The organism is Flavobacterium anhuiense, from assembly GCF_004151235.1.
Lineage (GTDB): Bacteria > Bacteroidota > Bacteroidia > Flavobacteriales > Flavobacteriaceae > Flavobacterium > Flavobacterium anhuiense_A.
On record NZ_JUIV01000001.1, the window covers coordinates 158,733 to 184,714 of the forward strand.

Annotated in this window: 22 protein-coding genes; 8 read left to right on the forward strand and 14 right to left on the reverse strand. The window is 33.3% G+C overall.

The annotated features are described in order from the left end of the window. Positions 1–3: 3 nt before the first annotated feature. Genes NU08_RS00735 through NU08_RS00745 form a run of 3 tightly spaced genes read right to left on the reverse strand, consistent with a single transcriptional unit; the run spans position 4 to position 4,123 of the window. A complete protein-coding gene (locus tag NU08_RS00735) occupies positions 4–2,358 on the reverse strand; it encodes a T9SS type B sorting domain-containing protein (RefSeq protein WP_165352381.1) in 2,355 nt (784 codons plus the stop codon). A gap of 13 nt (positions 2,359–2,371) precedes the next feature. Further along, complete coding sequence (locus NU08_RS00740; protein ID WP_129745198.1) at positions 2,372–3,208, reverse strand: ABC transporter permease; 837 nt, start codon at positions 3,206–3,208, stop codon at positions 2,372–2,374. A gap of 3 nt (positions 3,209–3,211) precedes the next feature. After that, positions 3,212–4,123, reverse strand: coding sequence for an ABC transporter ATP-binding protein (locus tag NU08_RS00745; RefSeq protein ID WP_129745200.1), 912 nt, complete (start codon positions 4,121–4,123; stop codon positions 3,212–3,214). A 106-nt stretch (positions 4,124–4,229) separates the two neighbouring features. Between NU08_RS00745 and NU08_RS00750 the strand changes: the two genes are divergently transcribed. Both NU08_RS00750 and NU08_RS00755 read left to right on the forward strand, forming a co-directional pair. Next, a complete protein-coding gene (locus NU08_RS00750) occupies positions 4,230–5,282 on the forward strand; it encodes a hypothetical protein (RefSeq protein WP_129745202.1) in 1,053 nt (350 codons plus the stop codon). A 90-nt stretch (positions 5,283–5,372) separates the two neighbouring features. Continuing rightward, positions 5,373–6,230: an SdiA-regulated domain-containing protein gene (locus NU08_RS00755; RefSeq protein ID WP_129745204.1), complete on the forward strand. Its 858-nt coding sequence runs from the start codon at positions 5,373–5,375 to the stop codon at positions 6,228–6,230. Between the two features lie 161 nt (positions 6,231–6,391). Here the strand turns inward: NU08_RS00755 and NU08_RS00760 are convergent, their stop codons facing one another. Beyond that, positions 6,392–10,123, reverse strand: a complete 3,732-nt coding sequence (locus tag NU08_RS00760) for a metallophosphoesterase (RefSeq protein WP_129745206.1) — start codon at positions 10,121–10,123, stop codon at positions 6,392–6,394. Between the two features lie 26 nt (positions 10,124–10,149). On the opposite strand from NU08_RS00760, the gene NU08_RS00765 reads away from it, so the two are divergent. After that, on the forward strand, positions 10,150–11,337 hold the full coding sequence (locus tag NU08_RS00765) for a Pycsar system effector family protein (RefSeq protein WP_129745208.1): 1,188 nt from the start codon (positions 10,150–10,152) through the stop codon (positions 11,335–11,337). A 217-nt stretch (positions 11,338–11,554) separates the two neighbouring features. Here NU08_RS00765 and NU08_RS00770 read toward each other — a convergent pair whose 3' ends face one another. Next, positions 11,555–13,924 carry a GAF domain-containing protein gene (locus tag NU08_RS00770; RefSeq protein WP_129745210.1) on the reverse strand — a complete coding sequence of 790 codons (2,370 nt, stop codon included), beginning with the start codon at positions 13,922–13,924 and terminating at the stop codon, positions 11,555–11,557. A gap of 228 nt (positions 13,925–14,152) precedes the next feature. Here NU08_RS00770 and NU08_RS00775 point away from each other — a divergent pair, with 228 nt between their 5' ends. Next, positions 14,153–14,905, forward strand: a complete 753-nt coding sequence (locus NU08_RS00775) for an SDR family oxidoreductase (RefSeq protein WP_129745212.1) — start codon at positions 14,153–14,155, stop codon at positions 14,903–14,905. A gap of 70 nt (positions 14,906–14,975) precedes the next feature. Further along, a complete protein-coding gene (locus tag NU08_RS00780; RefSeq protein WP_129745214.1) occupies positions 14,976–15,557 on the forward strand; it encodes a TetR/AcrR family transcriptional regulator in 582 nt (193 codons plus the stop codon). Positions 15,558–15,648: 91 nt separating this feature from the next. Here the strand turns inward: NU08_RS00780 and NU08_RS00785 are convergent, their stop codons facing one another. The 9 genes from NU08_RS00785 to NU08_RS00825 all read right to left on the reverse strand — a co-directional run bounded on the left by NU08_RS00785 (position 15,649) and on the right by NU08_RS00825 (position 22,154). Next, positions 15,649–16,707: a nucleoid-associated protein gene (locus NU08_RS00785; protein ID WP_129745216.1), complete on the reverse strand. Its 1,059-nt coding sequence runs from the start codon at positions 16,705–16,707 to the stop codon at positions 15,649–15,651. A gap of 45 nt (positions 16,708–16,752) precedes the next feature. Next, positions 16,753–17,112, reverse strand: a complete 360-nt coding sequence (locus tag NU08_RS00790) for a four helix bundle protein (RefSeq protein ID WP_129745218.1) — start codon at positions 17,110–17,112, stop codon at positions 16,753–16,755. Between the two features lie 94 nt (positions 17,113–17,206). Then, entirely contained in the window at positions 17,207–17,749 is a 543-nt protein-coding gene (locus tag NU08_RS00795) for an IS1096 element passenger TnpR family protein (RefSeq protein WP_129745220.1), read from the reverse strand. A gap of 192 nt (positions 17,750–17,941) precedes the next feature. Next, on the reverse strand, positions 17,942–18,541 hold the full coding sequence (locus NU08_RS00800; RefSeq protein ID WP_129745222.1) for an HPP family protein: 600 nt from the start codon (positions 18,539–18,541) through the stop codon (positions 17,942–17,944). 97 nt (positions 18,542–18,638) lie between these two features. Beyond that, positions 18,639–19,916 (reverse strand): chloride channel protein, encoded by a 1,278-nt coding sequence (locus NU08_RS00805; RefSeq protein ID WP_129745224.1) that lies wholly within the window; start codon positions 19,914–19,916, stop codon positions 18,639–18,641. A gap of 342 nt (positions 19,917–20,258) precedes the next feature. Beyond that, a complete protein-coding gene (locus tag NU08_RS00810) occupies positions 20,259–20,648 on the reverse strand; it encodes a VOC family protein (protein ID WP_008468209.1) in 390 nt (129 codons plus the stop codon). After that, positions 20,648–21,223, reverse strand: a complete 576-nt coding sequence (locus tag NU08_RS00815) for a sugar O-acetyltransferase (protein WP_129745225.1) — start codon at positions 21,221–21,223, stop codon at positions 20,648–20,650. The genes NU08_RS00810 and NU08_RS00815 overlap by 1 nt, the downstream gene beginning before the upstream one ends. Before the next feature lie 3 nt (positions 21,224–21,226). Continuing rightward, complete coding sequence (locus NU08_RS00820; RefSeq protein ID WP_129745227.1) at positions 21,227–21,685, reverse strand: YciI family protein; 459 nt, start codon at positions 21,683–21,685, stop codon at positions 21,227–21,229. A 4-nt stretch (positions 21,686–21,689) separates the two neighbouring features. Further along, a complete protein-coding gene (locus tag NU08_RS00825) occupies positions 21,690–22,154 on the reverse strand; it encodes a DinB family protein (RefSeq protein WP_129745229.1) in 465 nt (154 codons plus the stop codon). A 141-nt stretch (positions 22,155–22,295) separates the two neighbouring features. Here NU08_RS00825 and NU08_RS00830 point away from each other — a divergent pair, with 141 nt between their 5' ends. The 3 genes from NU08_RS00830 to NU08_RS00840 all read left to right on the forward strand — a co-directional run bounded on the left by NU08_RS00830 (position 22,296) and on the right by NU08_RS00840 (position 25,967). Next, positions 22,296–24,461, forward strand: a complete 2,166-nt coding sequence (locus NU08_RS00830) for a TonB-dependent receptor (protein WP_129745231.1) — start codon at positions 22,296–22,298, stop codon at positions 24,459–24,461. A gap of 429 nt (positions 24,462–24,890) precedes the next feature. After that, positions 24,891–25,298 carry a DUF2141 domain-containing protein gene (locus NU08_RS00835; RefSeq protein WP_207214052.1) on the forward strand — a complete coding sequence of 136 codons (408 nt, stop codon included), beginning with the start codon at positions 24,891–24,893 and terminating at the stop codon, positions 25,296–25,298. 48 nt (positions 25,299–25,346) lie between these two features. Continuing rightward, complete coding sequence (locus NU08_RS00840) at positions 25,347–25,967, forward strand: hypothetical protein (protein ID WP_129745233.1); 621 nt, start codon at positions 25,347–25,349, stop codon at positions 25,965–25,967. Positions 25,968–25,982: the final 15 nt, after the last annotated feature.

Here is a 25,982-nt window from a genome sequence, read left to right on the forward strand (position 1 = left end):
AATTTATCTTTTCAAACTAAAATGTCCTTTCACATTTTTTCCATTAACAAAAAGAAGCGTAAACCAATAATCATCAGAAGGCATTTCTCTTCCATTAAAAATTCCGTTCCAGCCTGAGCCGTTTTGATTCATTTGTTTTAATAATTTTCCGTAGCGGTCAAAAATGGAGATTGTATAGTCTGGCATTTGGTCAATGTTTTTAATTGTCCATAAATCATTGTAACCATCTCCATTTGGAGTAAAGAAACGAGGATAATCCAAAACATATATTTGAAATACATTAGACGGGCCACAACCATTTTTGTCCCTGGCAATTGCATTGTAGATTCCTGGACTTATTTGTGTAAAAGTAGGATCGTCTTGAAAAGTGTTTCCGTCAAGAGAAAACTCATAATTTCCAACTCCAGTATACAGAATTTTTACAGAATTATCTATTCCAGAAAAATCTTTTACATCTGCTCCTGTAATTGTAGCTGGTTCAGATAAAATTACTTTGAAGGTTTTGTTTTTTTTGCATCCGTTTACATCTGTTACTGTTACAGAATAGTCTCCTGCGCTATTAACGATAATTGAATTTGTTGTGCCTAAGTTATTGGACCAAGTATAACTGCTAAAGCCAGTGGCAACGGATAATGTTATCTCATCTCCTTTGCAAAGATATTGCGTTACATTTTCAAAATTAGGCGGGTCAAAAGTATGTACAATCAATTCGATAGGAGTTATGTCATAACAGTTTGAGCCATTAGCAGCACGAGCGTAGATAGTTTGGCTATTTGGCGTAGTATTTTTAAAAATATTGGGTAGCTGATTAGTCTCTGTAACTGCATCTGAAGCTGTCAAAAAATAATTGACTATCAATCCAGAGGGCAGACCCGTTAAAACTTGAGGAGTTACTTCTGTCGCTAAATCAAATTGATATAAACCGTCTTGCGTTTCATCTTCATCACACTTGGCAATTGGAGCCTGATTTGGAATTACAGCGCTTGAAACATTTAATGTAATTTGAGCTATTGCACTGCAACTAAAAGTATTTTCAATCCTAGCAAAAACAATTTGATTCGGAGCTTTGTTGGTGTAACGCTGCGAATTTGAAATTGGATTTGTTTTTGCCTGTGCATCGGCCAAAGTTTCGTAATATCCTTGATTGGTGATCTGCGGATTATTGTTTTTTACAATATTAGCAACTTTGGTTAAATCAAAAATGGTGAAACCGTCTGCATCGTCATCACATTGCAATAAAGAAGTATTGGTTGATTGAATTTGAGGCGTAAACTCAATTGTAATTTCTCCGGTAGAAATACAAGCTGTACCAGTCAAATTCGCTTCTACTTTATATGTTCCTGTTGTTTGTACAGCATAAGATGAAGAAGTTGCTCCAGTAATCTCAACATAATTGTTGGAAGCATCTTTTTTGAACCATTTAAAAGTGTAAGCTGTTGAGCTTATATTGGTGTCTAAAACGTAATTTTCGCCAAAACATATCGGATTGTTATTTGCTACAGTTCTATCTTCACCAAAATTTATTTTCGTTACAAAACTGCCTGCCTCAATAAAAACTGCCGAATTATACTGTCTTGTAGCATCATCGGCAACAACCAATTTTAAATGGTATTTTTTATTTGGAATGACATCTGTATAAGCATTCATAACTACAGTTTGACCTGCATAATTAATAGGGCTAGAAGCTGTATTGTATCCATTAAAGTAGTTTTCATTAACAGCAGCGCACCCAATAAGTGGTTCTCCACCCGCGCCATTCATGTTGTCAATTTTTGGATGGACTGTTGTTGCTGAAACTGGTGTCGTAGTATTGGGTAAAACAGCAAGGTTTTTATAGTTTTCACTGCTTCCAGCTTCTTTAATCAAAAAGGCAAATCCGTCTGAATATATACAAGGGAAATTAAGTTGATATTCATTCGAAGCAAAAATATAATTAAAGCTGATAGAGTTGGTCAATGCTATAAAATCAAATTCCAAAACTGTCGCTTGCGTACTATTGTTAATGCCCAAAGCCTGATTAAGATCTGCATCGCCATTCCATCCGGGAACTTCTACTCCCTTTGATTCTTGTTGCTTATACGGACCTTCTGCTTTTTTGCTTGGGGAAGTGCTTAAAACGATTCCACTAGAAAATGGAAAATTTGCACCTCCCGAAAAAGAACCATAACTCTGCTGGTTTGGTGTTGGATTTCCTGATGCATTTGCACTCTCAGTATCAATACAAGAACTATTTATTAAAACATTCTGAATTAAATCGACTGGTGTCACAGTAGAATTTACAGTAATGCCCTGCGCGTTGATTTTGTTATAAAAACAGCACAAAACGAAAATTAGGAATAAAATTCTTGAAGGACTCATAGTAACAAATATACTACAAATCTCTATTTTTTAATAATTTGTAAGAAAAATATATAAATAGAAAAGTCCAAATTAAAACGATAAAAACAGCAAAATAATCTACGCTAAAATCAGCATCGGTTTCAATTCCCATTTGTGTTCCAATATTTTTAACTACAGATAATCTTGGGCTCGGATTGACAATTAAATTTGACATTGATTCTAATGGAAAAAACTGCATGATTTTCTGATTAGTGTTACTGTCAGGAAAAACCTTAAATGCCAAAATACCTTTAATAATGCCTTCAAGAATATACCAAACTAAAAGAAAACCTAAAGCAAAAGCTGAACGTTTTACTAATATTCCTAAAAATAAGCAGAACGAAAAGAAACCTGTCAATTTTACAAAAAAGGCCAGAAGATAATCTAAATCGCTAAAGATAATGCCGAATTCTGTATAAGAAGAAAAGCATAGCCCTAAAATTAAACTCATTGCAAAAACAAAAACAGTAGATGCAAAAGCAAATAAAACTACAGTTAAGAATTTAGATAGAATAAATTCTTTTTTACTAAGACCATCAATTAAGTTTTGTTTTAAAGTCCCGTAACTATATTCATTGGCCATCATCGAAACAATAACAATAGCTAAAAAGAATTTCATCCAAGCGGCAACATAAGTGTTAAAATGCCAGATAAAAGGAAAATTAAAAATCCCCATTTCTGCCAAATGAAATTTGAAAGGTCCTATGTCAAATTTTATAGCTGCAATTAAGGCTATAAAAGAAAGTAAGATAAAATAAGTTAGAGTCAATATTTTACTAGCTTTATTCATCCAGATTTTTTGTAATTCTATAGAAAGAAGTCTTTTCATGGTTTAGTTTTTTTGAGCAATGGCGTTTTTGGTTAATTCTAAAAATTGAGCTTCTAGACTGTTTTTGCGTTTTACTAAATGGCTTAAAACAATGCTTTTAGAAAATAAAAACTGATTTAATTCAGAAGCTGATAAATCAGATTTTAAGTAAACCAGAACTTTTCCATCTTCTTCAGAAATTCTATCTACAGCAGGATGTTCAAGTAAAGCTGTTTTTAAAACTGAATTGTCATTTGACTGCAATTCGAAGAAACCTTCGTTTGAAGACATTCCGTCAACAGAACCAGAATATAAAACCTCTCCTTTTCTTAAAACAATTACCTGCGAGCAGACTTTTTCTACTTCATCCAATAAATGAGAAGCAAGTAAAATAGTAGTTCCTTGCGAAGCAATTTTTTTAATGATATCTCGAATCTGATGAATTCCTTGCGGATCTAATCCGTTGGTTGGTTCATCTAGAATTAAAATTTCAGGATCATTTAAAAGTGCCGATGCAATAGCCAGACGCTGTTTCATTCCTAATGAAAAAGTACTGAATTTGCTGTCTTTTCTTTCGCTTAAACCAACTAATTCCAATTTTTCATTGACTTTAGAATAGTTGATGTTTTTAATTTTGCAAACCAATTTTAAGTTTTGCTCGGCCGTCATGTACGGATAGAAATTGGGTCTTTCTATAATGGCGCCAACTTTTTTTAAGGCATCGTGAGTTTCAACATTGCCATCAAACCAGCGATAACTGCCAGACGATTTATTAACAACATTTAATACAATTCCTAATGTAGTCGATTTTCCGCTGCCGTTTGGCCCTAGAATGCCATAAACACGACCTTTTTGTATTTGAAAAGATACATTTTTCAAAGCCTGGATTCGGCCGTATCTTTTGCTTAAATTCTCAATGGTTAATATGGTTTCCAAATTTTTCTGGTTTTAGTTTTTAGTATGACGAGTCAATTTGATTTTTGTTACTTTAAATTCTTACTTTAAATCGTATTGACGTAAATTTGTAATAAAGATATTCAAAATGAGCGAGCCTTTAATGGTTTTAAAAAAACCGTCTTTTCCTTTAACACAACCACTTTTAAGTTATTTAGAGAGATATGAGCGTATTTCTAAAGTTTCTGTGTTTTATGATGACTTGCTGCGTTTTTCGGGTTCGATAAATGTTTATGATAAAAATGATACTGACACACTTTGGATTCGGGTATATTACGGCGAATTTGAACGTAATGAAATTGATTTAAACCTGAAGAAAATATATTCGCTTTTGCATTCTGATGGAAATAACGAAATTATTCAATACCTGAATGTCGATGCAATTGATTATTGTACTTTCGGAAATTCGAAACCTTTTAGAATTAAAGTTCGAAATATTCTCAACGATAATTATGTCCATTTTTACATCAAAAAAGCAGACGCTTCTCGTATTTACGGACTGGAGTTGGAAGATATTCTTTCACCAGATAAAATCAACTTTTTGGTTTATAAAGACACTTTGATCGAAGAACATATTATCGGAATTCCTGGTGATGTTTTTATGGATACTTTGCTTGATAAATGTAGTGAAATGGAAAAAGCACAGATTGCCAAAGAGTTTGTCAAGTTTAATGAACGCTGTATGATTCGGCTTTTGGGTGACATGCGCGCGTACAATTATGTAATTGTCCCGATTCACGATTTTGATCAAGTAGTCTATAAAATCCGTCCGATTGATTTTGACCAGCAATGTTACGAAGGGAATTTTAAAGTGTATCGTCCGCAATTTTTCAAAGAAAATTTTCCGATGATTCAATTGATTAAAGAGAAACTGGAAGAGCGTTCAATCATTCAATATAAAGATGAAGAAAGAGCGATTTTGGCAAAACGTATTCATTCAGCCGAAACGAGAATCAAAAAATTGCTGAATATTATGTGTCACGATACCATCTCAACACAGGAACATTTACTGCAATTAAAAATGGAATTATACCGTTACACGAACGATATGAAATTTAAAAATGCAAAATCAATGGGGCACATCATGCACGCCGCATTTGAATTTATTACCCGTAATTTTAAAAACACTAACTTAGTTTAAATCATTTTCCCATATAAGTTATATAAGTTCATTTCAGCCAATCTTTTTAAATTAACTGATATAACTTATATGGTTTAAAAAAATAGTTTTATGAAAAAATCATTTTTAGTAGCCGTTTCTATTGTTTTACTAGCTTGTCAGAAACAATCTGGTTCTGATTTGAAAGAACTTTATTCGCTTCCGAAAAAATTAAAAGAAGTCTCTGGAATAACTTATTTTCCTGAAATCAAAACCCTTTATACGTTAGAAGACAGCGGAAATAAAAATGCGATTTATGCAATCGATCATAATGGGAAATTAGCTAAAACAATCACGATTTCAAATGCCACAAATGTAGATTGGGAAGACATTACGAAAGACAAATCGGGAAATATCTACATTGGGGATTTTGGAAATAATGATAACGAAAGGAGAGATTTGTGCATTTATAAAGTGGCAAAAAATGAATTGAATAATGATTTAGCTAAAGCTGAATATAAAATTTCATTTTCGTATCCTGAACAAAAGGAATTTCCTCCAAAGAAAAAAGAAATGTTCTACGATGTTGAAGGTTTTTTTGAGCAAGGCGGCTATTTCTATCTTTTTACCAAAAACAGAAGTAAAGGTTTTGATGGCACTGCTTTTATCTACAAAATCAAAAATGCTGCAGGAACTCAGAAAGCAGTAAAAATTGGAGAATTTAAAACTTGCAGCAATTACAATCACTGTGTACTAACAAGCGCAACGATAAGTCCAGACGGAAAAAAAGTAGCTTTATTAAGTCATGATAAAGTGCTTTTGTTTAAAAACTTTAAAGGAGATTTATTTCATAAAGGAACTCAAACAGAATTAAATTTAAATCACTTTTCGCAAAAAGAAGCAATTGTTTTTAAAGACAACAACACTTTACTTATAGCAGACGAAAAAACAAACAAAATAGGTGGAAAGCTCTATGAATTTAGAATCTAAGATTCTAAGATTCTAAGCTACTAAGTTTTAAAGCAAAAAAAGTTAGCCACGAATTACACTAATCTCCACGAATTATATTTAAATAAAAATTAGTGTAAATTAGTGTAATTCGTGGCTAAAAAACTTTGTTACTTTGAGTCTTTGCAACTTTGAACCTACAGCTAGAAGCTGTAAGCTGCTCCAAAAATCAATCTTCCAATTTCATCAGGAGATTTAAAATATGAGATTCTTGCGGTAATGACATTTATCGCATTCAACCAAAGTCCGCCGCCGTAATCTTGGTGCCATTTTTTAGAATTTTCGCCATCAAGCCAAACTCTTCCGTAGTCGAAACCACCTAAAATTCCGTAAGTAAAAGGAACAATCGTTTTGCGGATTTTTCCAATGCTTAAACGCAAATCAGAACTTTGAGAGAAGTACGAACTTCCTAAGAAACGTTCGTTTCTAAAACCGCGTAAATCAGTATCGCCTCCTAGAGAAGCACCTTGATAAAATTCGTAATTATTATTGAAAATCGCTTTTCCTTTTACGTAAGTTGCTAATATCAATTTTCCGTTGTGATCAATTTTATGCGTAAAACCTAAAATACTTTCAAGTGTTGGAAAATTCTTTTTTGTCTCGTCAAGATTTGTTGTCCAAGTTCCTGCAACCATAAAATACATTCCTAGTGTAGGTTTTGCAGCAAAATCTGAATTTTTAAAGACATACTTAACTTTTAAGCTTCCGAAATTCTGGCTGTCAAATACCTCTGGATTTACAATTCCAGGAATATTGATATATCTGTTTTCAGTATCTTCAACCGTCATTCTTTGGAAAATGGGTTGAATGCTAAATTCGCTTCCGTATCTTCCAACGTGACGAATAGCGCCCGAAGCATTAAATTTTCTAATGCGAACACGATTGTAATCCATTCCTAAATCGTCATCGTATTGGGATTCATTTCCGTAACCAAAATAGTTCATGGCAAAATTTGGAGTTGTATACAATGATTCGACATCAATAACCCATTTCCCTAATAAACCAGGGAAATGTGCTGCATAATTAAATTCTAAACCGCCTGTGGCAAAATAGTAGAAAGCATTAAAAATATGTCTTTGCGTGTACGGATTTTGTTTAAAATTATTAACGGTATAATTTACGTTGACTCCAACTTTTACACCATCATCCGGATTATAGCCAATGTTTGGAAGACCAGAAACTACATTGTATTTTGGTCTTTCATAATTGTATGCATTAACTTCATAATCGTCTGTAAGTTGTGTTTGTGTTTTAGAATCAAGATTGTATGTGTTTTCTTTTGATTTAAAATCATAAACAATAACCTTTCTTCCGTTTTCAATGTTATAAGTGTCGTTGTTCTGACCTCCAATCAAACGAATTTTAATGTTAGATTTTTCGTTTCCTTTTACTTCAAAAACATCATTATCATCTAATCCGTAAATCCAAAGATTTTTGGTCTTAGCATCAGTTACGTTTTTGGTGTAAAGCAATTCATCTCCGTCTTTTTTAATTCTGAAAACCTGAATTTCAATACCTTTCTTTACATTATGATTTAAAACAAACTTGTCTTTTTTGTCTGTTCCCGCAATCATAACGGTTCTATCTAACACTTCAGAATACTCGCGAGCATATTTCTGAAGATCTTTTTTTCTGCTTTTTAGTTTTGCTTTGATTTCATCAACCGTTTCGTCTTGAACTTCTTTTGGCATGTTTTTGAAAGCCAAATCAATATCTGCATCAGTTAAGTTCTCCTGAATATATTTGGCCTGTTCAACCCATTCTTTTTCTCCGGCAGTTTTTAGAAATGCCAAATCCATTGGGTAAGGTTCTCTTCCAAGCCATTTCACGTTGATTCTGTCTCCTTTGAAAGTTCGCATATGACGAAGCGGAGGCATATTCATTATAAGTGAAAGCAAAGCGCCATCATATTTTACAAAAGCCTGATCACGGTCACGCGGAATAGGTCTGTAAATTACTTTTCCATCTTCTTTATATTCAGCCCAGCGCCATTGATCGCTGTGACGATCCCAATCTCCCAAAAGAATATCAAACAAACGCGCTTTGATATATTCTTTTTCATCAACAGTATATTTTTCATCTTTATGAAGATTCAGCATCATATCATCAGTCCCGATGATGTTACTTGGTTTGCCAAAATTTTTGCCATCAAGATGATTATCAGCAGGTCTTTCTTCAACCATGTATAATTGGTCACCAAAACTCGCATTAAATTCGCCTAAACCATTTTGTTTCGGAATATAATATAAAATAGGATTTGTATGTCTTAGTCCAATCTGATCAGACATGCTGCCGATTGCAAAAGACGAATAAGGGTGAGAAGTCGTATAAAAATCAAACAAGAAATCTTCTGCGTATGTCTTTTCAAATTCATTCACCACATATTGATCTTTAAAAGCTACCGACTGTAAAAATGTCGTTGCACTTTTCTTCATAGCACGCATAACATATTCGCGGCCTTGAGGATCAGACATTCTCAAAGAAATAGATTGATGTCCTCCGCCTTCACGAATTGGTTTTAAGCCTCCTTTTAAAGTGTCAACCGTAGCAGTTGTCGCTTCAATTGGCATACTATAATATTTTCTATAATGCTGACCGAATAAAAATCTATGAAACGCACTTTTTTGAGTCATTTTGGGAGAATAAATAGAAGTGGTCACGGTTGAAGGAAACTTATTGGGAATATCTGAAGCCCAGTTAATTTCTTTTGCTTTTATAATTTCGCGTTCAAAAAGCAGTTTTTCTTTGCCGTTTTCATTTCCATAAAAAGAAACTTTTGCATCTCCGCTTTTAAACATAGTTAGTGTAGCATAGCCATTTCCTCCATACGAAAAATCATAAGGGTTGATCGCTCGTGCAGCCTCAGATTTTGAACCTGCACCACTGATAATCTGTTGGATATTTTCTTTGCTGATGTATTGCAGATTATGATCGTGACCAGAAACTACAATGACATTTTTTTGCTTTTGCAAAAGCGTTTTAATTCTTTTAGTATAAATCGTATATTGTTTGTTCTGAATATCTTGCGGATTTACACCAGAAGTTTTTCGTAATAAATTGATAAACGAACCAATTATCGGAAGCGGAATTTTTTGCTCTAAAGGAAATAATTGTTTTTCTAATGAAAATTGTCCGCCATGTGTTCCGTTGCTTAGTAAGGGATGATGGATAGCAAGGACAACTGTTTTCTCTTGATTTTTGTTTAAAAGACCTTCAAGCTCTTCAAAAAAAGCTTCTCTGGTTTTAATTTCGCAATTGTCATTTATCGTAGGATGGTCGTTCCAATCTTCAAGAAACCATTCACTATCAACAGCTATCAAAGTAGTTGTGCTGTCAATTTTTACGTTTTCAATCGGACAGGATTTTCTTGGAAGAAAACCTTTTTTATCATTTAAATATTTCGTTACAAAATCAGCCTGACGCTCTAGGCCTTTGATGCCGCTGTACCAATCATGATTTCCTGGAATTACGACTGTTTTTCCTTTAAAACCTTCAGTTAATTTTAATTGATTGGTTAATTTGGTTTCTGCTAAAGCCTTGTCTTCTGGATGCTTATCGCTCGGAAAACCCTTCGGATAGATGTTGTCTCCTAAGAAAAGAAGCGTCGATTTTTTACTTGCTTTTTTTAGTTTTTGGTGCAAAAGTTCCAGCGTTTGTTGTGCTTGTTCTTCGTCTGCATTTCCAGCATCACCAACCAGAAAAAAAGTATGTGCAATTTTTATGGTATCTGTCGCGTTTTCTGTTTCGTTGGCACTTACATTTTTTCCGTATTGCGGTTTTCGCGTTGCGCAGGCGTAGACAATGAATAGGGCAATAATTGCCAAAGAATAGTTTTTAATCTTAGCAATAAAATGATTATCCAAAAACAATTTCATAATTTAGTGGTATAAAAATATTCTTTATGAATCTAATAGAACAATCCGAAGATTTCGTGAGTAATTTACTCAAAGATAAACTTTCTAATTTATATTCTTACCATAATTTTAATCATACTTTTACAGTTGTTACTGCAGTTAGGGAACTTTGCAAAAAAGAAGATGTAAGCGGTGAGGATAAGGAAGCACTTTTGGTTGCTGCATGGTTTCATGATACGGGATATATTGAAGGGTATGAAAATCATGAAAAAACAAGTACAAAAATTGCTACTGAGTTTTTACGAGAAAAAGGAAAATCGGAAGAATTTATCGCGCTTGTTTCGAGTTTGATTCTAGCTACTGTAAAAGAATATGAGCCTAGAACGCACTTAGAAAAGATTATTCGTGATGCAGATTATGCTCATTTAATGGGAGCTGAATATGCGACAACTTGCGAATTATTGCGTTTGGAATTAAAAAATGCAGGAATTGTGAGTTTTTCTAATGAAGAATGGACTAGAGAAAACCTGAATTTTTTATTGAATAAACACAGATTCTACACAGATTATGCCTTGAGAAAATGGCAGCCTCTGAAAGAAAAAAATCTTTTGTTGATTCAGAAAAAAATCAATAAACAGGAATTGAAAGCTGCCGCAGCACTCGAAGAAGAAAATAAGAAGAGAGAGAAAGCTGAAAAAGCTGAAAAACCAGATCGCGGAATTGATACTTTATTTCGTGTCACACTTGGGAATCATACGCGTTTAAGTGGTATTGCAGATAGCAAAGCTAATATTTTACTGTCTGTAAATGCCATTATTATTTCGATAGCTTTATCATCTATTATTCCAAAACTAGATAGTCCGAAAAATGCGCATTTGGTCGTGCCAACCTTTATAATGCTGATGTCAAGTGTAATCACGATTATTTTTGCGATTCTGTCTACGCGCCCAAAAGTAACATCGGGATTTTTTACGCGAGATGATGTAGAAGCTAAAAAAGTGAATTTGATGTTTTTTGGAAATTTCTACAAAATGCCTCTCGAAGATTATGATTGGGCAATGAATGAAATGATGAAAGATCGTGATTATCTGTATTCAACCATGATCAAAGATTTATATTATTTGGGATTGGTTTTACAGCGAAAATATAATTTACTTCGAATTGCCTACAATTTTTTCATGTTTGGAATTATCATAACGGTAATTGCATTTGTGATTGCTTTTAAGTCCATTTAAATTAAAATTTTAAACACCATAGAAACATAGATCTTTTTGTGTAAAAAAGAATAGAGAAAGAAGCTAATTTCTCACACATAGCGCAAATACTGAAAACTTTGTCAAAGTTTTTTTCATATTAGGTGCGACTATGTTTTTTCAAAAAAAATGAAATGCCTTTTATCGGTTTTCAAAATCTATGTTTCTATGTGCTTAAAAACAAAAAAAGCTCAACTATTTAGTTGAGCTCATCTAGTAAATCCTGATAGGTTATTTTCTTAATTCCTGGGTTTGAACTATTGTTGATTACTTTCACACGAATCGCTCTCAAACCAGAAACTCCTTGAAGATCTTCAACTTCAAATTGTTCAATAGAAGGTTCCAAAATTTTCTTGTGCTGCAGGTATTTAATGTATTTTAAATATTCTGCTTCTTCACTATTTTGAGAATAAACAATTGTAATTTTCTCTTTTTCAGTAATTCTTTCGTTTGTTCCTTTAATATGCGATTTGTCAATTCGTTTTTTAACAACTTCATATCTCGCATTATAAGTTCCGTCAACATCAAAACGTTTTTCATCCATTCTGAAACGGATAGAAAGCGCAGAACTGAAAACCAGAATTAGCGAAGTAACATCCAATTCGTATGGCAGAGATTCTTTAAGCTCATGGTGTTCCAATTCCATTTCGCATAAAGTCTGCAATTGCCACAAACGAAGATTATGCAGATACATAATATCGAATGGTTTTGTTGGAGAAATCGAAGCTCCAATATATAAATTATGTTCAACACCATCTGTCTTAAAACGTTCGTAATAATGCGGATAAATCTGTTGAGCTTCAACTTGCTTTCTGTCTAAAACCGTTGCAAGTCGTTTATTGATAATTGACATAGCATTGTCAAACTTCTTTCTTTCCTGATAAAACATTCCTGTTTTTTCATCTAGATTTCCAAAGTATAATTCTATCAGCTTTTCGCTTTTCGCATTACCTTGAGTATTTTTCAAGATTGGATGAATTTCTTCTTCAATATAACGCTGTACATGCTGTTCTGTATCTGCTTTTAGAGGAAAATCTAGTTCACTTCTAAGCGATTCCAATTCAAATTTTCTTTGCTCCAAAAGAACAAGATTTGAGTTTGGTTTCTGATTGTCGAAAATTTCTAAAAGCGCAGTCAACTGGCTTTTTAAATCAATTTTTACCGTTTCATTTCGATGTTCAGACGAACCTTTTATATCTATTTGACCATATAACGGATATACATTCTTAAAAACAATTTCTTTAAAAATATAATCTTTTGTATGATTCATATTCTGAAAGTAGTTTTGCGATTCTCTCTTAAACTTCCAGTATACGCTCGGGTGAATCGTAGTATATTCACGCTGAATAATAGCCTCAATCTGATGCTGCATGTCTGTATTGTAACGATCAATCGTATCAGTTAAATATGGCAGAACCAAATCGAGTTTTGTAGCATTTACACTGTTCAGATCTCTTGCATTTTCTGAAACCAGTTCCACAACGCCCAATAAATGTCCGCTTTTAATTACCGGAGCAAAAATACAGCTCTGAATATTTTGCGATAGTAAATGTTCGCCTAGTCTCTTATTTGTAGATTCCTCAGTAAATTTGCTGACATTCGAAATAACAAAAGGTTCTCTATTGTCCAGTAAATTTTCGAAAGAACATCCAAAAAAAGCATTTTTGCAATCCACTTCCTGATCATCAGAAAGTAGAAAGCTTTTCATATGATTTTCGTACTTCGCAGGTCTGATAAATTTTTCTTCCTCAGAATTATATATAATAAATCCGACTTTTAAGTTTGGAAGATTAAAAATCGACTGAAAAATATTTGAAACTTCTTGGTCTGTTGTAACTGTTTTTGGGCCAGGTTTCAGCAAATTGCTTTTTAGAATAGAAATAGCGCTTTCTGTGGTCGCATCAAACAAAGAAACGATTCCAAAACCTCTTAAAATCCAGCTTTCTTTCGGGAATTTAGATTTCCATAAATTAATATCATTATAATTATCAATTAATTGATCGATATCTTCCTGAGTTAAATGTACTGCATTTTCAGTAGGAATAATTTCCATGAAATCGGCATTGTACAATATGCGATAATGTTTTTCAATACCATTTTCGTCTGGAATATCATAGAAAAAAGGCTGATTAAAATCGATATGCTGCTTATAATAACTGCTCAAAATTAAACAGCAGTTATTGATATAGAATTGATGGTCGCTAAAGTCACGAATTTCCATATAAAATTCGTCTCCCGCATTTTTTAAGATTTTCTTGAAACGCTCTGTATAATTAAAGGAGATATTTTGAAATGGAATTGTTACCGCTTTTATTTCGTTATGTGTCAATGCAGTTGGAAATAAATCGGCTAAAATATTTTTGATTAAAGCTTCGTTGTTTTTGATAACTGAATAATCCTGGATTCCAGTCCTAAGTTCCGGAATTAATTCAATTTGTTCTAAAATCGCTTTGGCATAGTTTGATCTGTAATCAACATCTGATTGAGCAATTTCTTCAAAAGATTCAATTAGCTTATGAAATGAAATTATTGTGGTAAAAGGACTTTCTTTAAAAAATTGAATATCCATCTGAGTTATTTTTTAATGCAAAATTAAGCATAAATTAAGAATACTCGACATTTTTCAATTTCTTTCCTCTATAGTTAAATAGTTGTTTCCCTTGTAATTAAAGGTTTTTGGGAAGAGCTTTTCTTTTTTAACTAAAAATTAACATTAACAATAATGGAACGATCGTTCCATTATTGTATCTTTGTACCATAATAATTGAATAATCAATAACTTAAAAAACAAATAACAATGAAAAATTTAGAAAACAAAGTTGCAATAGTAACAGGCGGTAACAGTGGAATCGGGTATGCGGCAGCAGCTGATTTAGCAGCAAAAGGTGCAAAAGTAATTATAACAGGAAGAAACAAAGAAGCTTTGGCAAAAGCCGAAACAGAATTAAACGTTACTGGAATTGTGGCTGATCAATCGGATTTAAAATCAATCGACAATTTAGTTGAAGAAGTAAAAACAAAATTCGGAAAAGTTGATATTTTATTTTTAAATGCGGGAATTGCAGCTTTTGCGCCAGTAGATTCAGCTTCAGAAGATCATTATGACAGTATTATGAATGTGAATGTGAAAGGAGTTTATTTTACAGTTCAAAAAGTGCTTCCAATTTTGAATGACGGTGGCTCAATTATCTTTAATACATCTGTAAATGCTCATGTCGGAATGCCAAATTCTAGCGTTTATGCAGCGAGTAAAGCAGCAGTATTATCCTTAAATAAAGTTTTTGCTGTAGAATTGGCTTCAAGAAAAATTAGAGTAAATGCAGTTTCTCCTGGTCCAATTGAAACACCATTGTATGGAAAAGTTGGTTTAGAAAAAGAAGAAGTAGAAGGTTTAGGATCTGCTTTAGGAGAAAAGATCTTATTGAAACGTTTTGGGCAATCAGCGGAAGTTGCAAAAACAGTTAGTTTCTTAGCTTCAGATGATGCTTCATTTATTACTGGTTCAGAAATTGTCGTTGACGGCGGACTTATCGTAAACACTGTTCTATAATTTTTTTGACTAATTCGGGAACGATTGTTCCGTATTTTCGTATCTTTGTGAAGAATTTAATTTGAATGTCATGGCTAGAACGAAGGAATTTAATGAAGATCAGGCTTTAGATAAAGCAATCGAGATTTTTTGGCACAAAGGTTACAACGGAACTTCTGCGCAAGATTTGGTAAATCATTTAGGATTAAGCCGCTCTAGTTTGTATGATACTTTTGGAGATAAGCAAAAACTATTTGTAAAGTCATTAAAACGATATCAAAAGCAAAATCTAGACAGTCTTACTGAGCTTTTTGAAAATGCTGAAAACATTAAAACTGCATTGACCGAAATATTCAAGCAAGCGGTTATAGAAAGCCTTCAAGATCGAATTACAAAAGGCTGTTTTATGGTAAACTCTGCTGTAGAATTGGCAATGCATGATCCTGAAATTGCAAAAATAGTTCACGATAACCAGAAAGTAGTGGAAGACATTTTCTGCAATGCTGTAAAAAAAGGGCAGGAGTCAGGTCAGATTTCAGATAGACAAGACGCAAGATCACTTGCAAGATTCATCTTTAATAATTATTCTGGAATTAGAGTTTTGGCTCGCGCAGGAGAAAAAGACAAACAAGTTTACGATGATATTTTAAAAGCAATATTTTCTTTGTTTTAGAATATAAAATCTATCAAATAAAAAACGGCGGTTACATTTGTAATCGCCGTTTTTTGTATTAAATAAGTAAGTAATAGAAAATGAAAACTTCTTAGCTTTTTTCTTCTTTGTTGAAGTAAACTAAGTAGTAATACATTTGTTTTTCTTCATCCCAGCCTTTTTCAACAAATTTTTCTGCACTTTCAGGATTGATAAAATCCATTTTAATCTGAATGTGAGTATCTAAATTAATAACGTTTTTAATCGATTTTCTAGCGTCAGAAACTGCTGCGTTGGCAATAGGGAATGAGGTAACATCTTCGATGCTGTATTTTTCTCCTTTATCAACTTTATAGTTTTTAAATTCAGGAATCAAATCAGGATTGTCTAGTACTTCATTCAAGAAATTCTGCTCTTCAAACTGATCATTTTTAGCGAAATAATTCACAGATCGGTTCATAAACATTACTTCCTCTTTCTTGTCTTCTGCTGGCAAAACAACGTCTTTTGCGAAGTTTTGACAGAATTTTAAATATTTTTTAGTGATGAAATTTTCATCTTCAAAAGCATCAACAGATAAAAAGTGCTCTAACCAGTAACGCGCGTCATAACGGTTGCTATCTACTGTCAGAATTTTGTATCCTTCTTCTTTTTTGTAGTTAAAAATCAAACATCCTTTATCTAATTTACTCAAGTTGATTCCTTGTTGTAAAATCATTTCTAGGTTGCTTCCTTTTTCTTCAAACTGCAAAAAGTCGGCTTGTAATTCGCTTTTAAAAATTCCGATTGCATCAACAACATTATTATCAATGCTTAAGTTGGTCAAATAAGTCACATAAACCTCTCCGTTTTTAATGTGCGGGTGATTTGACTGCTCAAATAAATGTTTTGTGATGTTTTTAGAAACTTCATGAACATTTGACGGATTGGCAAAAATCTCAGTTGCATATTTAAACATATCGTTGTAGTCCAAGTCCACTTCGTGTGCAAACTGATAGTAGTTTTCTTCTTTTTCTCTAAAAGGCTTAAAAAAGAATTCTTTTATCAAAGGAACAATCTCGTCATTAAGATTAAAAGGCTGTTCCGATAAAAAAATAGCTTCGTTACGGCTTTTGTTTCCTACGCGGTGTATGGAAAGCGTTTCGATGTGGGTGTTGAATAAGTTGATCATTTTTTTGAGTTGCTGAGATTCTAAGTTTCTAAGATACTAAGTTTTTTAGATAGTGTCCTTTATTTTTTTAATTAACGACGCTAACATTCTCTCGATCTCTCGACTATCCTCATATAAAAGGTTAAATTCTTCTTCGCTTATGTAAATTATATTTTTTGCAATTTCAAGTTGGGTCTGCATTTCAAATAAAGAGCCTAGAGAAATATATAAAAATCGTAAAAAATCTTTATTACTTTCTCTTCCAGATCCTTCTGCAATGTTACTTGGAATTGATATTGAACTTCGACGTATTTGTGAAGTTAATCCAAAAGTCTCTTCTTTTGGGAAAGTTCTCGTTGCTTTATAAACTTTTGTAACTAAGGAAATTGATTTCTGCCAGACCAAGATCTTTCTAAAATGACTCATTAACTTATCTTTTAAATTAAATGTAAAAATAAGAAAAAACTGTCAAAATTTAAAAACTCAGAATCTTAGAGTCTCAGCATCTTAGCAACTTACGTTAGTTCCAATTCTCCTCAAATCCATAATCTTCGAAGCTGTCATCGCCTTCGAACATGTCAAGATCGTCTTCGTCTAGATCGTCTTCAAATTCTCCGTAGATATCGTCGTGCATGTCATCAGCTTCAAAGTTTTTTTCGTGAGCTTCGTCTGGCATTTCACCGTGAGAAAATAAAGTTTCTGGGTAAGTAACTCCAACTTGTTCATCTTCGATAGCAGCCAATTCAACTAAGAAAGTCCACATGCTGATGAAATCATAAACGTAGATAATCTTTGTATTTTCTTTGTCTAAAATACTAGATAACGGATAATCGTTCATGGTTCTCATTTCGCCAGGAACATCTCCTGTATCAAAAAGCGGAATTTCATCTTCTTGATTCCATGTATCATCACAAGTATAAAATGAAGCCACTTCTGATCCGTCAAAGCCAAAAGCATTGAAGATTGCATTGTGTAAATCCTCAAGTGTATCTTCCTCAAGAATTGCAATGTCTCTAAAAATATCTTCTTCGGCGTCTAGAATAACTCTAAATTTATAAACCATAATCTTTGTTTTTATTGAGAGGTCAAAGGTAAAATATAAAAAACGAAATTCGAATCACGAATTGCGATTTGTTGAAAAGATTTTAAAAAATTGATTTTCAATTAGTTTGTCTGGCTGAGCGGAGTCGAAGCCTTTTTCCAATAGGAGTGGCCTTTGACTCCGCTCAGGGTGACAAAGGAGACTCGAAAACTTCTACTTTCTCGCCAGTCTTTTTCTAATTTTATGATAATGTTTATGATAAGTACTATGACTTGGATAACTTCTGCTTGAAGTAATATTATTAAAAATCAAAGCGATTACAAATAAAATTAAAACACCAACAAGAACAGGAGAAATCACATACATATAGCCTAAACCTTTTATTTGTGCTGAACCTGTAACTGCGATTAGCGCTGTCGCACCTCCTGGCGGATGTAATGTTTTTGTAATCTGCATAAAAATAATGGAAAGAGAAACAGCGAGCGGAGCAGAAATCCAGACAATGTCAGGTACAAGTTTATTTACCGTAACGCCTATAAAAGCTGAAATAAGATGTCCGCCAATTAAATTTCGCGGCTGCGAAAACGGACTTTGTATAATTCCATATATCAAAACACTCGACGCACCAAAAGAACCAATTAAAAAGAGTACATCACTTCCTGCAAATTGTGAAGCGTCGAGATAAGAAAGAATCCCAATTCCGACAAAAGAACCTAAAAAAGACCAAAAATGTTCTTTATAGTCAATTAAAGTTTCCTTGTAAAGAATGTAACGTGTTTTGCGATAGCTTCTTTTTATTTTTTCTGTTGGCATTATTGTGGTATTATATTTTGCTCGTTATGTTTTTAAATATACTTTGCTGTATATTAGTTTTTATTGCTTTGTAAATCTATAGATTACTAGTTTGAGATTATTTAATTAAGCTTGGAGAATAACTATAAACGGTATACGGATAAATTGTTTTTGCAGTATATTTTGAAATCAAGCATACGACAAGAATTGGGAAAAACAAAGTATAATCATTTGTTAGACCGCAAACTAAGAAAATTGCTGTGAAAGGTGCATGAATACTGGCACTTAAAACTGCAGCCATTCCGATAACCATAAAATTAACCGGAATTACATTTACATGGAAAAAGCTATTCAAGACAGAAGCTACTAATAATCCTAAAAAAGCACCGATAAATAAACTAGGTGCAAAAACACCACCATCGCCACCGGAAGCGAGCGTAATTGAAGTAACAATTGGTTTTAAAATCAATATAGCTATAAAAGTTAAAGCCAAAGTCATTGTCATGATTTGGTTTGGAGCAATAAAGCTTGTTTTAATAGCGTGATAACCTTCGCCATATAATTGCGGAAAAAAGAATAGCGAAATACTTAATACTGCAGAACCAATTATGATTTTGTAATAATGTTTGTTGATTTTTCCGAATTGTGATTTAATGAATAAAACACATTTAGTTAAATAAACCGAATTCATCCCTGCCAAAATTCCTAAAAGGATGAAATACGGAATCGCTTTTAAATGCCATGTTGTAATTGAAACCGCAAATAATGGTTCTTCTTTTAAAATCGTCAGCAAACCAAAAGCAATAGAAACGGCAATTAAATTTGAAATCACAAATGCTCGCGTTACTTTTCTGGAAATTACTTCGAAGGCAAATAAAACTCCCGCAATCGGACTGCTGAAAAGTGCTGTAACGCCCGCCGCAACACCCGCACAGATTAATTCGGTTTTGTATTGACGGAAAACATTTTCTTTTTCGTGAGCAACAGAACCAATAGTTGCCGTTGCTACAACAGTCGAAACTTCGATTCCTGTTGAACCTCCAAAAATAACCGTCAATAATCCGTTGATAAAGTGCGAGGGAATTTTATAGGAAGGAAGGTTTTTAGATTTTGATGCTGTACTTTCAAAAACTTCTTTAATCCCTTTGTTTTCTTTTTTCTTAAAAAGATATTGCCTTAAAAAATAAATTACTGATAAACCAAAAACGGGAAATACGAGGTAAAATATGGGATGAACAGATACTTCGTGAAAGAAGATTTCTTCGTAATATTCGGTTATTTTTTTGAGTGAAATTCCGAGAAAGGCAGAAAGAAAGCCAATTAAAATAGAAACAATAACTAATTTTCGAAATTTAATGAATTGATGATTTTTTTTGATTTGCGCCGTTTTGTTCATCAGAAGTGAATTTGAAATCGCATTTTTTTCTGCGGATTACAAAATTAAGCATCAAATTCGGTTTTTTATAGGAAATCTTTAATTTAGTGTGTTAAAATGGGTATTAGTAAGAAAAGCTTTCGTGTTAAGGTTTTGCCACAAAGGCGCTAGGGCACAAAGTTTTTTACTTAAGACAACGACTAAACAGGCAGTTTGTCATTTCGACGAAGGAGAAATCTACAAGTAACTCCACAATCAAAATCGCCAATCTTTGTAGAGCTTCTCGCGGAGATTTCTCCTTCGTCGAAATGACAAAAAATGAGAGAAAACTTTGTATCTTAATGCCTTTGCGGAAAAAAAAGCCTATCGCTCATAAAACTCAATAGGTAATAAATCAGGATCTGCAATAAAAGTGAAACGCTTTTCGGTTGTTTCGTCAATTCTTATCGGTTCTGATTCTATATTTTTTGAAGTTAAAAAAGCAATTGTTTCTTCTAGATTAATTACTTCAAAAGCCAAATGGCGCAAACCAACCGCTTCTGGTCTTGAAGGTCTTTGCGGCGGATTTGGAAATGAAAATAATTCGACAACATAAGTGCCATTCAAAGCCAAATCTAATTTATAAGATTGGCGTTCTTCACGATAGATCTCTCTAATAATAGTCAGACCTAAAATCTGGGTATAGAAATATTTCGATTTTTCGTAATCGGAACATAAAATGGCAATATGGTGAACTTTATTAAGGGTAAGCATTATTTTTTGGATTCAGGTTCTTGATTTAATTTTCGAATAACTTTTGCTGGATTTCCAACAGCAAGCGAATTGTCTGGAATATCTTTTGTAACAACAGATCCAGCGCCAATCACACAGCCTTTTCCGATTGTTACGCCTGGGCAGATAACAGAGTTTCCGCCAATCCAGCAATCGTCTCCAATGGTTACTGGATATGCATTTTCTAATGTTTTTCTCAATTCAGCGTCAAGCGGATGAGAAGCGGTGTAAATTTGAACATTTGGTGCAATAAATACATTTGACCCGATTGTTACAGGCGCGCAGTCCAAAACCACACAATTCACATTAAAATAAACATTTTCACCAGCAAAAATATTGTAACCATAATCACAGTGAAAAGGAGGTTCAATATAAAAACCAGCTCCAGCGTTTGGAATTAATTCCTTTAAAATTTCTTTTGCTTTTTTGGTAACTCGGTATTCTTTTACATTTAAGCTGTGCAAAAGGTTTTTTGCTGTGCGACGGCCTTTTACCAATTCTGGATCAAAGGCGTTATAGTATTCGCCAGAGATCATTTTTTCTTTTTCGGTTTTCATATTTTACATTTTCGTCTTGGCAATTTTTTCATGCATTTTCGGAATTTCCTGCAAAGATGCTGTACAATACCAAGGCGTTAATTCGGCTTCGAGTAAATTGGCTTTTATTGCCGGATCGGTGGCAACAAGCGCTTTGGCTTCATCAATCGTTTCGACATTAAAGATGTAAATGCCACGATAATTTCTATCATTTTTCATGAAAGGCCCAGCAACAACCAGTTTTCCTTCTTTGGCCAATTTGCCAATATTTTCCATGTGACCTGCGAAAAGCTTTTTGGTTTCTTCTTTAGAAGCTGTGGTATTACTCCCAGATTTTAAAAGGCAAAAAACATATTTTTTCATTCCATATTCGTCGGCATGAAGCGATTTGGCTAAGGCTTCATCGTATTTGGTTTCAGTTTCCTGAGAAAAAGCAATTGTAGTGAAGAATAAAGAAGCTATAAACAAAACAGCATTTTTCATAATATTATGTGTTTAATAACTTTTTTAAAATAACAATCTGTCCTAAATGATATACATCATGCTGAATAATTCCGTGAATGTGTTCGTAGTAAGTATGACCATTATTCACATAAATTTTTGCTAAATCTTCGTCATCAAAATCTTCAAAGAAAGCATTCCATGAATCTTGAGATTTTGCTAAAGTTTGAAGCGATTGTTCCCAAGCAGCTTCAGAAGGATCTATTACAGGAACAAAATAATTATGGTCTGGAGTTATGATTGTTTCTCCTTGCATGCGTTGTAAAATATTTCTTCTCCATTGAATCAAATGATTTACAATTTCCCAAATTGTATTAAGGTTTGGGTTTACTTTTTTATATGCCTGTTCAGCAGTTACATTTTTTAATGTATTGTCTAAATTGACTTCAAGCCAAGGATTTCCGTTATAAATAGACTGATATAGATTCGAAATTCGTTTACTTTCTGACATAAAATAATGATTTTGGTTTTCCTAGCTAAGATACAAATTAGTATTTTACAACTCATCCTCGAAAATCTACAATTGGGTTATTATATATTTTTTAACATGAATTGTTAAAATACATTTGCTTCATCAAAAACCAAAGATGACATGAAAACCAGATTATTTTTTACAGTTAGTTTTTTATTTTTTACAGCTTTAATTTTTGCTCAAAATACTATTTCGGGAAAAGTAGTAGACCAAAAAGGAAAACCAGTTGCAGGTGCAAATATTTATATTGACGGAACTTACGATGGAGCAACAAGTTCTGAAACTGGAGATTTTTCTTTTGAAACTACAGAAACAGGAAACAAGTTTCTAGTGGTTAGTTTTTTACTTTTTGAAACTTACAAGCAAGAAATTGATGTTGCCAATTATAAAGATCAAACGGTAAAATTAAGAGAAAATGTTAATGCTCTAGATGCTGTTGTCATTACAGCGGGAACTTTAGAATCTGGGGATAAGGCGAGAGTTTCAGTTTTAAAACCTTTAGATATTGTTACCACAGCAGGTTCTGCCGGAAATATTGTGGCGGCATTGCAGACTTTGCCAGGAACGCAGACGGTTGGAGAAGACGGACGTTTGTTTGTGCGTGGAGGTGAGGCGAGCGAAACTCAAACTTTTGTGGACGGAATTCGTGTTGCACAACCTTATGGGGCAACTACAAATAACTTGCCTACAAGAAGCCGTTTTTCTCCTTTTTTGTTTAGCGGAATCGCATTTTCTACTGGAGGATATTCTGCAGAATATGGCGAAGCTTTATCAAGTGTTTTACTTCTAAATACACAAGATGAAGAAGATCACGAAAAAACAGATATCGGGTTAATGACAGTTGGTTTGAGTTTAGGAAATACTCAGAAATTCAAAAAAAGTTCGTTGAGTGTAAATATGATGTACGTGAATTTAGCACCTTATCAAGCGGTTATTCCTCAAAATGTAGATTGGAACAATCCGTATCAGTCACTTGGGGGAGAGACAGTTTACAGATACAATTTTACAAACGGAATATTTAAACTGTACGCTTCATTTGATTCTGAAAAATTTGATTTGAATCAGAAAAACGTCAATTTCGAGAATCCGATTCGAACTGACATGAACAACAATAACTTCTATTTGAATTCATCTTACAAAGGAAGTTTTGGAACAGGATGGCAGATTACTTCTGGAGTTAGTTACGGTTACAGCAAAAACAAACTGAAATACGATATTACAGGAATTGACAGTCAGGAAAATGCAGCACAACTGAAATTGAAGTTCAGTAAGAAATTTTCAAACTATTTTAAGTTGTCTTTCGGATCTGATTATTTCATTACAAAATACGATGAAAACCTAGCTGACAATATCGCTCTTGATGTTACAAATGGTTACGATTCTAACATTTTTGCAGCTTACACTGAAGGCGATATTATGTTTTCTAAAAAATTAGCTTTGAAAGTCGGTTTAAGATATTCAAACAACAGTCTTTTAAACGAAAATAATATTGCGCCAAGAGCTTCATTAGGATACAAAGCCTCAAAAAGCAGCCAGTTCTCTTTTGCTTACGGAGATTATTCTCAAACGCCAGTTGTAGATTATATTAAATTTTCTAAATACCATCAGTTTGAAAGCGAGAAAGCGAGACATTATATTTTAAATTATACGTTTACAAGACCAGGACAAACATTGAGAGCAGAAGCTTACTACAAAGATTACAGCAATTTGGTGCAGTACGATACGAGAGATATTCAGTACAACTCGGTTTTCAATAATAACGGATCGGGTTATGCAAAAGGATTGGATTTATTTTGGAGAGACAGCAATTTGTATAAAAACTTAGAATATTGGATTTCATATTCTTATATCGATTCAGAGAGACAGTATAAAAACTTTCCAAACATGGCAACTCCAAGTTTTATTGCCAACCATAATTTATCTGTAGTTGCAAAATATTTTATTACAGACTGGAAATCTCAGGCGAGTTTAACAAACAGTTTCAGCTCAGGACGTCCATACAATGATCCGAACCAGACGCAATTTATGAACGGAAAAACAAAATCATACAATAGTTTAAGTTTTAGCTGGGCGTATTTATTAACGACGCAAAAAATCCTTTATTTCTCAGTTTCGAATGTTTTAGGAACTCAAAATATTTTCGGATACGATTACGCCAAAACGCCAGACGCAAGCGGAGTGTATCAAAGACAAGCTGTAGTGCCAACAGCAGATAGATTCTTCTTCGTAGGTTTCTTCTGGACGATCAGCCAGAATAAGAATGAGAATCAGTTGAAAAACTTGTAGTTTTTTAGGTGCAGAGGTTCAAAGGGACAGAGGTTCAGAGATTTTCGTTGAATGGAAAAAAAATAATATAAATAAACCGGCCTCTTTCAGCCTTTTTTTCTCTCAATCTCAAGAAAACCTTTGTCCCTTTGTAACTCTGAACCTTTGAACCTCAGGAAAAAAACAATTCAGTAACCAAAATCAACAACTCAGCAGCAATTAATTTTAAAAGAGTGAAAACCGATATACTTTTGAAGTATAAATTAAACGAAACAAAGAAACAAAGTGACAAAGGTTCGAAGTTTTTAAAACATTATTAGTAAGGAAATAAAACCTTTGTCCCTTTGCAACTCTGAACCTTTGAACCTAAAAAAAAGAGTTTTAATCATCAATAAAAAAAACTTAGAATCTCAGAATCTTAGAACCTTAGTAACTTAAAAAAAAGAAATCATGACCAAAATTATTACAATAACGATCTTATTTATCTGCAGCTTAATGTCTGCTCAAAATGTAAAATTAACTGTTGCCGTTTCAGGTTTAAAAAATGATACAGGTGTTGTTAAAGTAGGATTATACAATTCAGACGGAACTTTTCTTAAAACAACTTACAAAAGTTTGGCTTCCGAAATTAAAGACAATAAAGCGGTTGTAACTTTTGATAACCTTCCTGCGGGAGAATATGCAATTTCAACGTATCACGATGAAAACAGCAACGGAAAGCTTGACAGAAATTCAATGGGAATGCCAATGGAAGAATACGCGGCTTCAAACAATGCAAAAGGATTTATGGGACCTCCATTGTATAGTGATGCTAAATTTAATGTCAGTAAAGATTCAAAAGTTGAAATTGCATTCTAATAATCAAATAACTAATCTATATAAACAAACCATTAAATAACTTGTAAAATGAAAAAAATCATCACTTTAGTCGCACTATTTGTAGTAGTAATAGGTTCAGCTCAAACACAATTTGAACAAGGAATGAATAAAGCTTTCGGACTTTGGAAAGAAGGAAAAAATGCCGAAGCTTCTGCATTATTTGAAAGAATTGCTGCGGCTGAAAAAAACAGTTACTTGCCAAATTATTATGTAGCTTTAATCAATGCAACAGCTGTTTTTACTGAAAAAGATAAAACAAAAATCGACTTGCTATTGACAAAAGCACAAGATGCCTTAGATATTGAATTGATAAAAGACCAAGCCAATTCAGAATTGTATGTAATGCAAGCTTTAATTTATACCGGTTATGTTGTGGCCGACCCAATGACAAACGGAATGAAATATTCTAGTAAAGTGATGGAAGCTTACGCTAAGGCTAAAGCATTAGATCCAAATAACCCAAGAGCAGTTTTTGGAGAAGCAGATTATCAATTAGGAGGAGCAAAATGGACAGGAGTTGACACTAAACCTTTGTGCGCACAAGTTGATAAATCTATTGAACTTTTTAATACTTTTAAACCAGCAACGCCTTACGCTCCTAAATGGGGATTGGATAGAGCTTTAGAAATTCAGAAAACTTGTAAATAATCAGTAGTTTATAAA

Excerpts from the sequence above, each read along its gene's own strand:
- NU08_RS00750 (WP_129745202.1), top strand. The coding sequence starts at position 4,230 with ATGAGCGAGCCTTTAATGGTTTTAAAAAAACCGTCTTTTCCTTTAACA.
- NU08_RS00740 (WP_129745198.1), bottom strand. The coding sequence starts at position 3,208 with ATGAAAAGACTTCTTTCTATAGAATTACAAAAAATCTGGATGAATAAA.
- NU08_RS00760 (WP_129745206.1), bottom strand. The coding sequence starts at position 10,123 with ATGAAATTGTTTTTGGATAATCATTTTATTGCTAAGATTAAAAACTAT.
- NU08_RS00815 (WP_129745225.1), bottom strand. The coding sequence starts at position 21,223 with ATGAAAACCGAAAAAGAAAAAATGATCTCTGGCGAATACTATAACGCC.
- NU08_RS00835 (WP_207214052.1), top strand. The coding sequence starts at position 24,891 with ATGACCAAAATTATTACAATAACGATCTTATTTATCTGCAGCTTAATG.
- NU08_RS00780 (WP_129745214.1), top strand. The coding sequence starts at position 14,976 with ATGGCTAGAACGAAGGAATTTAATGAAGATCAGGCTTTAGATAAAGCA.
- NU08_RS00800 (WP_129745222.1), bottom strand. The coding sequence starts at position 18,541 with ATGCCAACAGAAAAAATAAAAAGAAGCTATCGCAAAACACGTTACATT.
- NU08_RS00840 (WP_129745233.1), top strand. The coding sequence starts at position 25,347 with ATGAAAAAAATCATCACTTTAGTCGCACTATTTGTAGTAGTAATAGGT.
- NU08_RS00810 (WP_008468209.1), bottom strand. The coding sequence starts at position 20,648 with ATGCTTACCCTTAATAAAGTTCACCATATTGCCATTTTATGTTCCGAT.
- NU08_RS00775 (WP_129745212.1), top strand. The coding sequence starts at position 14,153 with ATGAAAAATTTAGAAAACAAAGTTGCAATAGTAACAGGCGGTAACAGT.
- NU08_RS00790 (WP_129745218.1), bottom strand. The coding sequence starts at position 17,112 with ATGAGTCATTTTAGAAAGATCTTGGTCTGGCAGAAATCAATTTCCTTA.
- NU08_RS00765 (WP_129745208.1), top strand. The coding sequence starts at position 10,150 with ATGAATCTAATAGAACAATCCGAAGATTTCGTGAGTAATTTACTCAAA.
- NU08_RS00795 (WP_129745220.1), bottom strand. The coding sequence starts at position 17,749 with ATGGTTTATAAATTTAGAGTTATTCTAGACGCCGAAGAAGATATTTTT.
- NU08_RS00785 (WP_129745216.1), bottom strand. The coding sequence starts at position 16,707 with ATGATCAACTTATTCAACACCCACATCGAAACGCTTTCCATACACCGC.
- NU08_RS00825 (WP_129745229.1), bottom strand. The coding sequence starts at position 22,154 with ATGTCAGAAAGTAAACGAATTTCGAATCTATATCAGTCTATTTATAAC.
- NU08_RS00735 (WP_165352381.1), bottom strand. The coding sequence starts at position 2,358 with ATGAGTCCTTCAAGAATTTTATTCCTAATTTTCGTTTTGTGCTGTTTT.
- NU08_RS00830 (WP_129745231.1), top strand. The coding sequence starts at position 22,296 with ATGAAAACCAGATTATTTTTTACAGTTAGTTTTTTATTTTTTACAGCT.
- NU08_RS00805 (WP_129745224.1), bottom strand. The coding sequence starts at position 19,916 with ATGAACAAAACGGCGCAAATCAAAAAAAATCATCAATTCATTAAATTT.
- NU08_RS00755 (WP_129745204.1), top strand. The coding sequence starts at position 5,373 with ATGAAAAAATCATTTTTAGTAGCCGTTTCTATTGTTTTACTAGCTTGT.
- NU08_RS00820 (WP_129745227.1), bottom strand. The coding sequence starts at position 21,685 with ATGAAAAATGCTGTTTTGTTTATAGCTTCTTTATTCTTCACTACAATT.
- NU08_RS00770 (WP_129745210.1), bottom strand. The coding sequence starts at position 13,924 with ATGGATATTCAATTTTTTAAAGAAAGTCCTTTTACCACAATAATTTCA.